Below are 12,764 nucleotides of genomic sequence, written 5' to 3' on the forward strand. Positions count from 1 at the left end.
CCATCAATCTCCCCGCGCCGCCGTGCTGCCGATGGCCGGACTGCAGCGGGGACTCCAAGCACCCCCCTCGCCGTTAGGTTTTCTCTCCGTCAAGGCCAACTGTCACCGTGCTTGTCTCAGAGTAGTAGTAGGGCGGAATGACCAGATTGAGCGGTGCCGGCACGTGCCGATAGACGCGCCCGGCCAGATCAAACCGAGAGCCATGGCACGGGCAGTAGTAGCCCCCATCCCATTGGGGGCCAAGGTCGGGCGGCGCAACATCCGGGCGGAAGGTGGGCACGCAGCCAAGGTGGGTGCAGAGGCCCACCGCGATCAGGTACTCGGGCTTGCGCGAACGGTATTGATTGCGACAATACTCGGGCTGCTGGGGACGTTCCGACGTCGGGTCCAGCAAATCGCGCTCTAACTTCTCCAGCCCCGCGAGCATGCGGGGCGTGCGATGCAGAATCCACACGGGCTGGCCGCGCCAGGGCACCGTCATCATCTCTCCGGGCCCCAGCGCGGAGACATCCGCGCTCACCGGCGCGCCGACCGCCTTGGCCCGTTCGCTGGGCATCAGACTGGCCACGAAGGGCACCGCGGTGGCCGCGGCGGCAACACCGCCCGCCACCGAGGTGGCGACCACAAGACGCCTCCGCTGCGGGTCCGGCGGGATCGTGTCATCTTTAGGCATTTTGGATCTCCCTTACGCCAGCGATGCGCCTGCGTCAGATCCGCACCCGACGCAGGCGCAAGGCGTTGAGCACCACCGACAGGGACGACGCGCTCATGGCGAACGCGGCGAAGATCGGGCCGATCAGGATTCCGAAAAACGGATAGAGGACGCCAGCGGCGATGGGTACGCCGGCAGCGTTGTAAACTAGCGCGAAGAACAGGTTCTGCTTAATGTTGCGCATGGTCGCCCGGGACAGCCGCCGCGCCCGCACGATGCCGTCGAGGTTGCCCTTCACCAAGGTGAAGCCGGCGCTCTCGATGGCCACGTCGGCGCCGGTGCCCATGGCGATGCCCACGTCGGCCTGGGCGAGCGCCGGGGCGTCGTTCACCCCGTCGCCGGCCATCGCGACCTTGCTTCCGGCGGCCTGAAGGTCCTGGATGATGCGGGCCTTGTCGGCCGGCAGCACGTCGGCACGGATCTCGTCGATGCCCAGTCGCGCGGCCACCGCCCGGGCGGTGCGCTCGTTGTCGCCGGTGGCCATGATGATGCGAAAGCCGAGCGCGTGCAGCGCCTCGAGCGCCGCGGGTGTGGTCTCCTTTACCGGATCGGCGACGCTGACGAGCCCTGCGATAGCACCCTCGACGACGACGAACATCAAGGTCTCGCCCTGGTCGCGGCGCGCGTTGGCAGTCTCGGACAGCTGCCCGCCGTCAAGGCCGAGTTCAGCGAGCAACCTGGCGTTACCCAGCGCCACCGCGCGGCCCTCGACGACCCCCGTGACACCCTTGCCCGTAAGCGCTTCGAAGTCCTTGGCGTTGCTGAGTTTCACGCCGCGCTCCTCGGCACCGGCGACGATGGCATCGGCCAAGGGGTGCTCCGAGCCGCGTTCGAGACTCGCCGCGAGGCGCAACACTTCGGCTTCGTCATGGCCGGCGGCGGGCAGCACGGCGACCAGTTTCGGCTTGCCGACGGTGAGCGTACCGGTCTTGTCCACGATCAGGGTGTCCACCTTGGCGAAGCGCTCCAGCGCCTCGGCGTTCTTGATCAGCACGCCGGCCTGGGCGCCGCGCCCGGTGGCGGTCATGATGGACATGGGCGTGGCCAGACCTAGTGCGCACGGGCAGGCGATGATCAGCACCGCCACCGCCGCGACCAGCGCGTAGGCGAGCGCCGGCGCCGGCCCCCACACGGCCCAGGCGATGAAGGCGAGGATCGCGATGCCCACCACCGCCGGCACGAAACGGCCGGCCACCATGTCGGCGAACTTCTGGATCGGCGCGCGCGAACGCTGGGCGTTGGCGACCATCTCGACGATCTGGGCCAGCAGGGTGTCGGCGCCGACGCGCTTCGCCTCCATGATCAGGCTGCCGGTGCCGTTGATGGTGGCGCCGGTCACCGGGTCGCCCGCGATCTTCTCGACCGGCATCGGCTCGCCCGTGATCATCGATTCGTCCACCGAGGAGCGACCGTCGACCACCTCGCCGTCCACGGGCACCTTGTCGCCGGGGCGCACCCGCAGCCGGTCACCGACCTGCACCGCCTCAAGCGGGATCTCCTCTTCGGTGCCATCGGGGCGAATCACCCGCGCCGTCTTGGCGGCCATGTCGAGCAGCGCCCGGATCGCCGAGCCGGTCCGCTCGCGCGCCCGCAGTTCCATCACCTGACCGAGGAGGACCAGCGTTACGATGACCGCCGCCGCCTCGAAATAGAGGCCCACGGTGCCGTCTTCCTTGCGAAAGCCGGCGGGGAAGAGCGCTGGCGCAACAACGGCGACGATGCTGAAAACATAGGCCGCACCGACGCCCATGGAGATCAGACTAAACATGTTGAGGTTCATGGTGCGGAACGACTTGTACCCGCGCACGAAGAACGGCCAGCCGGCCCACAGGATCACCGGGGAGCCGAGGACGACTTCAATCCACAGCGACGTCTGCTCGCCGAACCATTCGCGAATCCCGATGTAGCCCAGGTACGGGGTCATGGTCAGGATCAGAAGCGGGACCGTAAACGCGGTGCCGATCCAAAACCGGCGGGTGAAATCCACCAACTCGGGGTTGGGTCCCTCGTCTTCGGCGGGCACGCCCATGGGCTCCAGGGCCATGCCGCATTTTGGGCAATCTCCCGGGGCGTCGCGGACGATCTCCGGATGCATCGGGCAGGTGAATTTCGTGCCCTTCGACGCGGCCCTGGCGGACTGCTTGCCGGCCAAATACCGGGTCGGCTCAGCGATGAACTTGTCGTGGCATTTCTGCGAGCAGAAGTGGTAGGTGCTGCCCTGGTGTTCCGCCGTCGGCTTGCCGGCATCGAGCGGGACGCTCATCCCGCATACCGGGTCCTTCGCGGTCGCCGCATCGTGCGCGTGGCCGCCATGGTCATGCGTGTGCCCCGCCCCAAGTACGTGGTGACCGCCGCCCTCTGCAACCGAGTCCGTAGTGCGCTTCATCGAGGTAACTGGCCTGTCCATGTCCATGCTCCCTGGCTTGCCGTGATTTGAGGTGGGTTCAAGTACTGGGCGACGCCCGGCCATGACCGGTGCGCCAGCGCGGGATGAAAGCCGGTGTCGCCCGGGCGTAGCGCGTCCAGGCGTCGCCGAAAGCGGCCGCCGAGTCGCCTTCCTCGCGGCGGGCGAGGCGCACATACACGACAAGCAGGATCGGGAACATCACCAACGTGATCAGCGTGGGCCACTGGAACAGGAAGCCCACCATGATCAGGACGAACCCGACGTACTGCGGGTGCCGCAACCGGGCGTAAGGGCCGCTGGTCGCGAGTTGACCGCTCGCCTGCGCCGCATAGAGCACCCGCCACGCCGCAGCCAGCAACCAGAAGCCGCCACCGATGAATAGCGTGGAAATCAGATGGAAAGGCCCGAAGTGCGGGTTTGAGCGCCAGCCGAACATCACCTCCAGCAGATGGCCGGAGTCGTGGGCCAGGAAATCCACGCCCGGAAACGTCTGCGCGAGCCAGCCTGACAGCAGGTAGATGGTGAGCGGAAAGCCGTACATTTCCGTGAATAAGGCCACGACGAAGGCCGAGAACATGCCCAAGGTGCGCCAGTCGCGCCGGCTTCGCGGCTTGAAGAAGCTGAAGGCGAAGAAGATGAAGAGGGCCGAGTTGATCAGCACCAGCGACCACAGTCCGTAGGCGTTTTCAGTCATTTTTCGTCTCCGCTGTCGGACTTTGTGGCGTGGCCGCCATGACCATGCCCGCCGTGCATGAACACGTGCATGAGCGGGCAGGCGAGCAGGATCAGCCAAGGTAGCCAGCCCGCCAGATGGACGCGGTGCTCGAAAGCGAGGAGGACAAGCGCGATCGCCGCGAAGCCGCCAAAGACCCATTTCGAGCGCCGGCTCATCTTGGTGGTGGCGGTCCCCGGCGAGGTGTCGTGAGCGGAATGATCATGGGTAGGCATCATTTGTTTCCTGGACGATCAAAAATCTTCTGATTCGGCTTCGCCTGCACCACAGCGAGGTGTGGCACGTCGTTCCCAATTTTCCAGATCGCCGCCGAATACGACGCACTGACGACAGTATGATCCGCAGGGACTTGCTGCGGAATGACGCCTACATTACGAATCGGTCATCTGGATCGCGTCGCACAGGGCAGGTTTTTGGGCCCCACGTCGACTCGACGCGGAACTGACGGACCGGGTTCGCAATCGGATCGTTATCCGAGGAGATTCCAGCCTTGAAAGATTCGCGCAGTTCGACCGCTTCAGCGGCAAAGTGCCGTTGCTGTGGCGCTCTCATCGCATCCCGGCGTGACCCCGAAACCGGTGATCCGCTCTGTGAGCGATGTTTTCTCGAACCGCTCGCGGCGGAATGTACGAGTTGCGGCGACCCGAACGCCGGTTTCGCCGAGGCGCTCGCCGCCGCCCTCGATCTGCGTGAGCATGAGACCGGTCTCCATTCGCGGCGTGTCGCCTGCCATACGGTCGTCCTCGCGAAGCGCTTCTTTCCGCATGACGAGCGGCGCCTCGCCCAAATCTACTGGGGCGCGCTACTTCACGACCTCGGGAAGATCGGCGTGCCGGACCGTATCCTGTTGAAGAACGAACCTCTCGATGACGATGAATGGGCCGTGATGCGCCGCCATCCCGACGACGGCCATTTCCTCGTCAGTCACCTTGCAGGCATGGCGGAGGCCGCAGAAATGGTCCGCTGCCACGAGGAACGTTACGATGGCACAGGTTATCCGCGTGGCTTGCGTGGGGAGGCCATCCCGTTGGGGGCGAGGCTGTTCGCCGTGATCGATACGCTCGACGCCATGACCTCGGATCGCCCCTACCGCAAGGGACTGTCATTCGACACGGCAAAGGCCGAGATACTTCGTATGTCGGGCGTACAGTTTGATCCTGTTGCCGTCGACGCGTTCATCGCAGACGAGGCGGTCCTGAGACGCATGGTGCAGATGAAATGCGATCAGGAGGTCGCGTAGTCATTCCGGCTCCGATGATGCCATGCCGACGAATCCGTAATCCGGAGCTCGTAGCGATGACGAGGCCATGGATCACACTTTCCCAAAGTGGAGGCCCGACGTGCATGAAGCGAAGGTGACATGCGGGTATGTTGCGATCGCGTATCGCCGAAACGGCTATCATTGCGGACATACTGCGAAGATGCCTGCAGAGCCCAACTGCGCGTTGGCAATCGGGTTTATGTCAATCACATGGGCTGCGATGTGCCTTTGCCGCAACGAGTGCGAGATTCCTTGACGCTCGGCGGTCGCGTCGTTACGCGAGGAGGAGAGTCTTGTTCGTATCCCCGTGCATACCGCCCTCAGTCCGTGTCGTCGAGGTCGGTGATTGTCATTCCGGCGCCGCGCCACTGTGCGCCGGCCCCGCCCGCTGACTTGGGGCGTATGGTGTCGGCGGCGCAAACCGCGGTGCGAGTGACGCTCGTGCACATAGTTATCCGTCTGGTGCAGATCAACCGTGCGCTGTGGGGCTTCCTCCTGTGGTGGAGCCTCGTGCGCGTCGGACTGCTCAGCGCCAGGACGTCGCCGGCCCAGCGCTTCGCTGTGACGTTGGAGCAGCTCGGTACGACCTTTGTCAAACTGGGCCAGGGGCTTAGCCTGCATCGGGAACTGCTTCCCGACGACTACGTGGCGGCGCTGCAAAAGCTGCACGACAGCGTCGCGGCGTTTCCCTTCGAGCAGGCCGCGGCCGAGGTGGAGGCTTCCTTTGGGCGCTCGCTGACCGAACTGTTTCTCCACTTCGAACCTCAGCCGCTCGCCGCGGGCTCCATCGCCCAAGTGCATCGCGCCACGCTCACCGACGGCCGCGTGGTCATCGTCAAGGTGCGCCGCCCTGGTATCCGGCGCCAAGTGGACGAGGACATCCGCATATTGCGCTGGTTCCTGAAGAGCGTCCTTTGGTTGAGCCCGGCGCTGCGCGCCGTGAGACCCATGGAAATCGTGGACGAACTGGCGCGGAATCTACACAAGGAGCTCGACTTCCGCGAGGAGGCCAAAAACATCGCCCGGTTCGGGGAGATGTTCCACGAATCTGCGACGGTGTACGTGCCTGCGGTCGTGGACGAACTGTATACGGAGTGGGTGGTTGTACAGGAGTTGAGTCCGGGCAGGCGCATCGATGATGCAGCGTTTCTGCACCAAGGCGAGCGGTTGGCAGCGAACCTGGTAGAGGCCTACATGCGCCAGTTTTTCGTGGAAGGTATGTTCCACGGCGACCCACATCCGGGCAACCTGTTCGTGCTCGAAGACGGGCGGATTTGCTTCCACGATTTCGGCTTGGTGGGCTTCCTGGACCGCCGCACGCGCATGGCCCTCGTAGCGTTCATGATGGCATTCGTGCAGCAGGACGGCGATTGGCTAGTCGATGCCTATCTCGATCTGGGCATGCTCGGCGGCAAGCTGGACCGGATTGAGTTCCGTGCGGGCATGGAGGAAGTGGTGCAAGACTATGGTCGCAAGCCGCTCAGCGACTGGTCCTTTGGCGAAGCCTTCTTGCGCATCGCACGTATGGGTCACGGACGCAACGTACGCCTGCCGCAGCCCCTGCTGCTGCTGCTGCGGGCCGTCTTTCTGATGGAGAGCACGGTGCGCCGCCTCGATCCGCGCTTCAACCTCATGGAGGGGCTGTTCGCCAAGGCCGGGGCGATGCTGGAGATCGCCGGTGGCGTTGGCGATCCCGGCGCGCGCTTCAAGTACGAGGCCTTCGTGTCTCTGCGCCAGCTGCCTTCGGACCTGAGCCGGGCGCTACACGGCATTCGCAACCGCGGCATGGAGGTGTCGGTGGCACATCACGGCCTTGAGCCGCTCCAAGAGGAAATCGGCCGCAGCAGCAGGCGCGTGGCCTTGGCGCTGGTGACCCTGGGCCTGTATATCGCCGCCTCGCTGCTCATGCAGCACAGCCTGGGGCCGCGCTGGGGCGACGTGCCGGTGTTGGCCGGTCTGGGCTATGCTCTCGCGCTGCGGCTGAGTTGGCGCCTGGTGCGTGAGTTTGGTGAGCGTAACTGATGGTTGGACGAGCGTGTATGCCATGGAACTGATGAGGGCAGTGAACGCCAATACACAGGGTATCCCGCAGGGGCGAGGGAGGGAGCGCAGATACGGCACGCGCGCAGCGCGTCCTTGAGTTGGCGCTGCACGATGCCCTTCGCGGTGCTTGCCGCCAGGCTGTGGCGCCGGTCGCCACGCTGGCACGGCCCGGTCGACGCCCGGGACGCGTCGGTGCCGTGATGTGTCGCGTAGCGACCAGGGCGCGCACGAAGTGCAGCCGCTCCAGGGCCCAGGCATCGTAGAGACCGTAGCCGCCAGGCGTGTGGCCCGCGGGTCTGAGCAGCCCGCGCAGCACGTGGTCGCGCACCACACTGACGCTCACCCCAGCGTCCAGAGCCAGTTTCGGTACCGTGTAGGTGCTCACTGGACTACCCTCCTGTCGCTCCGCGACATCCTCCCCGAGGGAGGGAGCGCGCCCTTCGGGCGGCCGTGCGGGCGCGCTCACTGGCGATCCCTCCTTGCTTGCCTAGCCGGCGCAGCAGGACAGTTTCTTCACGTCCTTGCTGAAGGTCTGGGCCGCCAGCTTCAGCCCCTCGACCATCGTCAGGTAGGGGAACAACTGGTCGGCCAGGTCCTGCACCGTCATGCGGTTGCGAATCGCCAGCGCCGCCGTCTGGATCAGTTCGCCCGCTTCCGGGGCCACCGCCTGCACGCCGATCAGCCGGTGGCTGCCTTCCTCGATGACCAGCTTGATGAAGCCGCGCGTGTCGAAGTTGGCGAGCGCGCGCGGCACGTTGTCCAGCGTTAGCAGGCGGCTGTCGGTTTCGATGCCCTTGAGGTGCGCCTCGGCTTCGGACAGCCCGACGGTAGCCACCTGCGGATCGGTGAACACCACCGCCGGCATCGCGGTCAGGTCCAACGCTGCGTCGCCGCCGGTCATGTTGACGGCCGCGCGGGTGCCGGCCGCCGCTGCGACATAGACGAACTGCGGCTGGTCGGTGCAGTCGCCGGCGGCGTAGATGTCCGGGGCGCGGGTGCGCATGCCGGTATCGATCACGATGGCCCCTTGTGCATTGACGGTGATGCCGGCCGCGTCGAGCGCCAGGCTGCGCGTGTTGGGCGCGCGGCCGGTGGCGACCAGCAGCTTGTCGGCACGCAGTTCGCCGTGATTAGTGGTCAGTGCGAACTCGCCGTTTGCATGCGCGACCTGGCTGGCCTGCGTGTGCTCCAACACCTCGATACCCTCCAAGCGGAAGGCCGCCGTGAGCGCCTCGCCGATGGACGGGTCTTCACGGAAGAACAGGGTGCTGCGGGCCAGGAGCGTGACTTTGCTGCCCAGCCGAGCAAAGGCTTGCGCGAGTTCCACGGCCACCATTGAGGAGCCGATCACGGCCAGTCGCTCGGGGATGCGGTCGCTCACCAGGGCTTCGGTCGATGTCCAGTAGGGCGTGTCCTTGAGACCGGGAATCGCCGGCACCGCGGCACTGCTGCCTACGGCGACCAAGCAGCGGTCGAACGAAACCACGTGCTCGCCGCCCGCGTTCAGCCGCACCGTGATGCTGCGGCCGTCCTGGAAGCGGGCTTCGCCGCGCAGCACGGTGATGGCCGGGTTGCCGTCCAGGATGCTTTCGTACTTGGCATGGCGCAGCTCATCGACGCGGTCTTGCTGCTGGACCAGCAGCTTTTCGCGCAGGATCGCCGGCGACGCGGGCGGCAGGCCGGCATCGAACGGGCTTTCCCGGCGCAGGTGGGCGATGTGGGCGGCGCGGATCATGATCTTCGAGGGCACGCAGCCGACGTTGACGCAGGTGCCGCCTATCGTGCTGCGTTCGATCAGCGTGACGCGCGCGCCTTGCTCGACGGCCTTCAGCGCCGCCGCCATCGCGGCCCCGCCGCTGCCGATTACGGCGATATGCAACTGGGCGCGATCGCGTCCGAGCGTGCCATCCGCAGGTGTCGGCGTGTCGGTGCCGACGGGGGATGGCGATCGCAAGGTTTTGGCGTGATAACCCATGACCGAGACGGCAGCGATCAGGTCTTGTGCATCGAGTGGCCGATTGCCGGTCACTTGCGCCGCGCCAGTCGGGTAATCCACCTCCACACGTTCGACGCCGGGCACCTTGAGCAGTGCATCGCGGACATGGTTGGCACACGACGTGCAGGTCATGCCTTCGATGTCGAGCTGAATCATTGATTTCCTCCCTCGCTGTCGAGCGTGCAGCAGGCCTGTGCCTGGCGACGCTTATTCCATGCGTACACCGTGTGACCGATGAAAATCGCCAGCGCCGGGAACAGCACGCAGTCGAGATAGCCGACCCATGCGGCAGCCCCGACCAAAACCACCAGAATCGGGGTGAAGCAGCACAGCGCGGCGATGGCCGTTCCGCCGATGCCGAATCGCAGCAACCTGGTGTGCTTGTCCACGGCCTATTCCTTGATCGAGGACGGATAGCCCGCGTCCTCGGTCGCCTTGGTCAGTTTCTGGACGTCAGTCTTGGCGTCATCGAAGGTCACGACCGCTTCCCGCTTCTCGAAGCTCACGCCCACCTGGCTGACGCCCTCCACCTTGGAAAGCGCCTTCTTGACGGTGATCGGGCAGGCGGCGCAGGTCATGCCGGGCACCGACAGCGTGACGGTCTGGACGACGGCCCAGGCGGGCGTGGCGACGATGGCGGCCAGGGCCACGAGTGCGGCAAGTTTCTTGGTCATGATGATCTCCTGTCAGTAAAACAGCGGAAGGACGTAGGGAAAGGCGAGCGCGACCACCACCAGGGCGGCCACGATCCAGAAGATGAGCTTGTAGGTCGTACGAACCTGCGGAATCGCGCAGACCTCGCCCGGCTTGCAGGCTTGCGCCGGCCGGAAGATGTGGCGCCAAGCGAAGAACAACGCGACCAGCGCCGCGCCGATGAAGATCGGCCGGTACGGTTCCAGCACGGTGAGGTTGCCGATCCAGGCGCCGGAAGAGCCGAGTGCGACCAGCACGAGCGGGCCGAGGCAGCAGGTCGAAGCGAGAATGGCGGCGAGGCCACCGGCAGCCAGGGCGCCGCGACCGTTCATGGGTTCAGTCATGGAAATCCTTCCGGGTCTTGGTCCGATGCGCTAACTTTATTTCCGTAGTCAACTACGGAGTCAAGCGTGATGAACACCGATCCGGACAGCCTGACCATCGGCGCCTTCGCCAAGGCGGCCGGGGTCAACGTCGAGACGATCCGCTTCTATCAACTCAAGGGACTGTTGCCGACGCCGGACCGCCCTTACGGCAGCATCCGCCGCTACGGCAGCGCCGACGTGGCGCGGGTGAAGTTCGTGAAGGCGGCGCAACGGCTGGGCTTCAGCCTGGACGAGATCGGGCAGCTTCTGAAACTGGAAGACGGGACCCATTGCAGCGAGGCGGCGGAACTGGCTGCCTTGCGGCTGGACGACGTGCGCACCAAGCTGTCCGACCTGCGCCGTATCGAGGCAGCCTTGTCCACGCTGGTCGCTGAATGCCATGCGCACCAGGGCAATGTATCCTGTCCGCTAATCGCCGCCCTGCATTGCTGACAGGTCATGGATTGGCCTAGGCATCTGGGAAGCGCCATGGACGTCGGACATCTCGGGCAATCGTCTTCCGAAAACGGCGGCCGCCACCGCGGTCGATGAAAAAGAAGAGCCCCGACGTGGGCGCTCGAATGGGTTGCGGGTTACTCGTCGTCGTAGAGCGTCAGTCCGTCCAGCACGGGCGCGTCGGCATCGAAGATCAGCAGCCGCACGTCGGCGAGCGCGGCCAGGTGCAACACTTCCACAAGGGACTCCGGCATGCCCTTGGCCCGGTGCTCCTGCCGCAGCTCTTCGGCGGTGATGCCCTCGACATGCTGCAGGTTCGCATCCGTCCAGGGCGTGGCGATCAGCTTCATGCCGACCGCCGGGCTGTAGGGAATGCGGAAGGCCACGAACAGAAAACCGCTCGGCGTGGCGATGTCCGCCAGTTCGGCGAGGAAGCGACCGGCCTCCTCGGTGATGTGCGCCGAACTGATTTCCCAGGCACGGCTGTAGAACCCGGTCTCGAAGCGCAGGCGGTGTACCACCTCGTGCGCGGCTTCCTCGGAGTAGGTATCGCCGACGTGCAGCGGCTGGCCGGCCTGTTCGGCCATGACGGCGTAGACGAGGTTTCGGACGATGCCGTGGCTGGGGCACTGCGCGTCCAACTCGGGCGGCACGTTCTGGCCCTCGGTGATCAGCGCGAAGTCGTCGCAGAAGACGCAGGCATGGCGCTCGACCTGGCTGTCCGGCAGGTGCGACTGCGAGATGTGCAGCGGCAGATAGCTCAGCGGGCAGTCGTCGTCGTAGGAAATCGCCAGCAGCCGTTGCACGGACAGGCCATCGTAGCCGCGGACGAAGGGATTTTTGGAATGGGACATAGGATTCCTCCAGCAGAGGATGGCCGAGGCAATCCCCTGCCGGGGATTGAACCCCAGCGAGTGGATGAAGTGGCAGCCGGTCAGCCGGCCGCGGCGTCGGGCCGCCCTGGTGGCGGTCGGCGCAGGTCAGTGGAAGATGGTGATTCGGGACATGGCCGCTCCTGCGAAAAGAAGGAGGGACATGGCCCCGAACGGGGACGCATGTCCCTTGTGGGGCGGGATGAAAGGACGGTGGTTGCCAGGCGCGGCTCACCAGCCGTTGTAGTGCAGCGTGAGGTCGGCGATGACCTGGCGCCGCTCCAGGTCGAGGCCGCCGAAGTCGGACAGCCCCTCGAAGCCGCAACGCTTGAGCATCGCGCCCCCCTCGCGGGAGTTGTAGAAGCTCACCATCGCGGACAGGAACATGCGTTGACCGCTGCTCAGCACACCCAGGGCGTCGTTGAGCATCAGCATGTTGGGCCGCAGGTCCCACTTGGTGGTGGCACGCTGCAGACCTTCGCGGGTGCCGTCGCCGAACCACTCGTGGCCGGCGATCTGCGCGCCGCGCTTCCAGGCCTCGAAGAAGGCCTGCGGCGCAGCGTCGAAGTGCGCCTGTTCCAGCGCCATCTGATCGAGCACGTCTTTGGGCAAAGACAGATTCATGAGAGAACTCCTTGAAGGGTGGGAATCAGGGGTGAGCGCGCTGCGTCCAGGCATGGGTATCCAGGGCGCGCTGTGCTGCGAGGTGGGTCGGGAAATACTCGACGGACTCCCGCGATACCGGGCCTTCGTCGTCTTGCGTGCCGATGTAGTGGCCGGCCGCGCTGCGCAGCACCTGAAGCGGCAGACGCTTGCCGGTCCAGGCCAGCGCCAGCGCACCACTGCGTACTGCGGTTGCAGAGGAAGATGCGGAAGGTTCAGACATGCCGTGCTCCTTGGTGGGTCGGGGAGCACGCATCCCGCAGGGGATGGGGTTCCCCTCGGGTGGTTGAGAAAAGTGCATCGTCGCCAGGCCGGCGAGCGTCCGCGGTGGGCGATGCGAAGCGGACTGGATCGGTCAACGCGGCGAACCGCGTTGCAGTCTTGAAGACCGAGACTGCCAGGGCATGCCGCTGACGACTGTCAGCAACGCATGGCGTGAGGATGGGCGCGAAGCATGGCTGCCGTCGCAGGGAAAACCGAATCGCGGACGGCCCGCTTTAGGGCAGGCCCGCGTCACGGGACAAGGCAAGGACCAGGGCGCCGAAGGCCACGCGGGCCTTCGG

General features: G+C 65.6%; 15 protein-coding genes. 3 read left to right on the forward strand and 12 right to left on the reverse strand.

Annotated elements, in window-relative coordinates:
• Positions 1-73 precede the first annotated feature (73 nt).
• From petA to IWH25_RS04510, 4 genes are read right to left on the reverse strand one after another with little or no spacing between them, the layout of a single operon-like run.
• On the reverse strand, positions 74-673 hold the full coding sequence (gene petA, locus IWH25_RS04495) for a ubiquinol-cytochrome c reductase iron-sulfur subunit (RefSeq protein WP_203388160.1): 600 nt from the start codon (positions 671-673) through the stop codon (positions 74-76).
• A gap of 34 nt (positions 674-707) precedes the next feature.
• Positions 708-3,119, reverse strand: a complete 2,412-nt coding sequence (locus IWH25_RS04500) for a heavy metal translocating P-type ATPase (protein WP_203389147.1) — start codon at positions 3,117-3,119, stop codon at positions 708-710.
• A 37-nt stretch (positions 3,120-3,156) separates the two neighbouring features.
• Complete coding sequence (locus IWH25_RS04505; RefSeq protein ID WP_203388161.1) at positions 3,157-3,813, reverse strand: methyltransferase family protein; 657 nt, start codon at positions 3,811-3,813, stop codon at positions 3,157-3,159.
• Positions 3,810-4,070 carry a DUF2933 domain-containing protein gene (locus tag IWH25_RS04510; RefSeq protein WP_376990620.1) on the reverse strand — a complete coding sequence of 87 codons (261 nt, stop codon included), beginning with the start codon at positions 4,068-4,070 and terminating at the stop codon, positions 3,810-3,812. Before IWH25_RS04510 ends, IWH25_RS04505 begins: the two co-directional genes overlap by 4 nt.
• A gap of 272 nt (positions 4,071-4,342) precedes the next feature.
• On the opposite strand from IWH25_RS04510, the gene IWH25_RS04515 reads away from it, so the two are divergent.
• Together IWH25_RS04515 and IWH25_RS04520 are read left to right on the forward strand one after the other, a co-directional pair.
• Positions 4,343-5,092, forward strand: coding sequence for an HD-GYP domain-containing protein (locus tag IWH25_RS04515; RefSeq protein ID WP_203388162.1), 750 nt, complete (start codon positions 4,343-4,345; stop codon positions 5,090-5,092).
• A 363-nt stretch (positions 5,093-5,455) separates the two neighbouring features.
• Complete coding sequence (locus IWH25_RS04520) at positions 5,456-7,135, forward strand: ABC1 kinase family protein (protein WP_238999002.1); 1,680 nt, start codon at positions 5,456-5,458, stop codon at positions 7,133-7,135.
• Here the strand turns inward: IWH25_RS04520 and IWH25_RS19355 are convergent.
• Genes IWH25_RS19355 through merT form a run of 5 tightly spaced genes read right to left on the reverse strand, consistent with a single transcriptional unit; the run spans position 7,017 to position 10,189 of the window.
• On the reverse strand, positions 7,017-7,622 hold the full coding sequence (locus IWH25_RS19355) for a MerR family transcriptional regulator (protein WP_476693182.1): 606 nt from the start codon (positions 7,620-7,622) through the stop codon (positions 7,017-7,019). The two genes, IWH25_RS04520 and IWH25_RS19355, sit on opposite strands and share 119 nt — an antisense overlap.
• A gap of 21 nt (positions 7,623-7,643) precedes the next feature.
• The gene (gene merA, locus IWH25_RS04530) at positions 7,644-9,308 is read right to left on the reverse strand and encodes a mercury(II) reductase (protein WP_203388164.1); all 1,665 of its coding nucleotides are present in this window, start codon (positions 9,306-9,308) and stop codon (positions 7,644-7,646) included.
• Positions 9,305-9,541: a mercury resistance system transport protein MerF gene (gene merF / locus IWH25_RS04535; protein WP_238999003.1), complete on the reverse strand. Its 237-nt coding sequence runs from the start codon at positions 9,539-9,541 to the stop codon at positions 9,305-9,307. The genes merA and merF overlap by 4 nt, the downstream gene beginning before the upstream one ends.
• Positions 9,542-9,544: 3 nt before the next feature.
• Positions 9,545-9,826 carry a mercury resistance system periplasmic binding protein MerP gene (merP, locus tag IWH25_RS04540; RefSeq protein WP_203388165.1) on the reverse strand — a complete coding sequence of 94 codons (282 nt, stop codon included), beginning with the start codon at positions 9,824-9,826 and terminating at the stop codon, positions 9,545-9,547.
• Between the two features lie 12 nt (positions 9,827-9,838).
• Entirely contained in the window at positions 9,839-10,189 is a 351-nt protein-coding gene (gene merT / locus IWH25_RS04545; protein ID WP_203388166.1) for a mercuric ion transporter MerT, read from the reverse strand.
• Positions 10,190-10,258: 69 nt separating this feature from the next.
• Between merT and merR the strand changes: the two genes are divergently transcribed.
• Positions 10,259-10,663, forward strand: a complete 405-nt coding sequence (gene merR / locus IWH25_RS04550) for an Hg(II)-responsive transcriptional regulator (RefSeq protein WP_203388167.1) — start codon at positions 10,259-10,261, stop codon at positions 10,661-10,663.
• A 140-nt stretch (positions 10,664-10,803) separates the two neighbouring features.
• Here merR and IWH25_RS04555 read toward each other — a convergent pair whose 3' ends face one another.
• The 3 genes from IWH25_RS04555 to IWH25_RS04565 all read right to left on the reverse strand — a co-directional run bounded on the left by IWH25_RS04555 (position 10,804) and on the right by IWH25_RS04565 (position 12,424).
• The gene (locus IWH25_RS04555; protein ID WP_203388168.1) at positions 10,804-11,520 is read right to left on the reverse strand and encodes a DUF5983 family protein; all 717 of its coding nucleotides are present in this window, start codon (positions 11,518-11,520) and stop codon (positions 10,804-10,806) included.
• 249 nt (positions 11,521-11,769) lie between these two features.
• Positions 11,770-12,162, reverse strand: a complete 393-nt coding sequence (locus IWH25_RS04560) for a hypothetical protein (protein ID WP_203388169.1) — start codon at positions 12,160-12,162, stop codon at positions 11,770-11,772.
• Positions 12,163-12,187: 25 nt separating this feature from the next.
• On the reverse strand, positions 12,188-12,424 hold the full coding sequence (locus tag IWH25_RS04565; protein ID WP_010792170.1) for a hypothetical protein: 237 nt from the start codon (positions 12,422-12,424) through the stop codon (positions 12,188-12,190).
• Positions 12,425-12,764 lie beyond the last annotated feature (340 nt).

This window comes from Azospira restricta (assembly GCF_016858125.1).
In the GTDB taxonomy this organism is placed as follows: Bacteria; Pseudomonadota; Gammaproteobacteria; order Burkholderiales; family Rhodocyclaceae; genus Proximibacter; species Proximibacter restrictus.

Excerpts from the sequence above, each read along its gene's own strand:
- petA (WP_203388160.1), bottom strand. The coding sequence starts at position 673 with ATGCCTAAAGATGACACGATCCCGCCGGACCCGCAGCGGAGGCGTCTT.
- IWH25_RS04500 (WP_203389147.1), bottom strand. The coding sequence starts at position 3,119 with ATGGACAGGCCAGTTACCTCGATGAAGCGCACTACGGACTCGGTTGCA.
- IWH25_RS04505 (WP_203388161.1), bottom strand. The coding sequence starts at position 3,813 with ATGACTGAAAACGCCTACGGACTGTGGTCGCTGGTGCTGATCAACTCG.
- IWH25_RS04510 (WP_376990620.1), bottom strand. The coding sequence starts at position 4,070 with ATGATGCCTACCCATGATCATTCCGCTCACGACACCTCGCCGGGGACC.
- merA (WP_203388164.1), bottom strand. The coding sequence starts at position 9,308 with ATGATTCAGCTCGACATCGAAGGCATGACCTGCACGTCGTGTGCCAAC.
- merP (WP_203388165.1), bottom strand. The coding sequence starts at position 9,826 with ATGACCAAGAAACTTGCCGCACTCGTGGCCCTGGCCGCCATCGTCGCC.
- merT (WP_203388166.1), bottom strand. The coding sequence starts at position 10,189 with ATGACTGAACCCATGAACGGTCGCGGCGCCCTGGCTGCCGGTGGCCTC.
- merR (WP_203388167.1), top strand. The coding sequence starts at position 10,259 with ATGAACACCGATCCGGACAGCCTGACCATCGGCGCCTTCGCCAAGGCG.
- IWH25_RS04555 (WP_203388168.1), bottom strand. The coding sequence starts at position 11,520 with ATGTCCCATTCCAAAAATCCCTTCGTCCGCGGCTACGATGGCCTGTCC.
- IWH25_RS04560 (WP_203388169.1), bottom strand. The coding sequence starts at position 12,162 with ATGAATCTGTCTTTGCCCAAAGACGTGCTCGATCAGATGGCGCTGGAA.
- IWH25_RS04565 (WP_010792170.1), bottom strand. The coding sequence starts at position 12,424 with ATGTCTGAACCTTCCGCATCTTCCTCTGCAACCGCAGTACGCAGTGGT.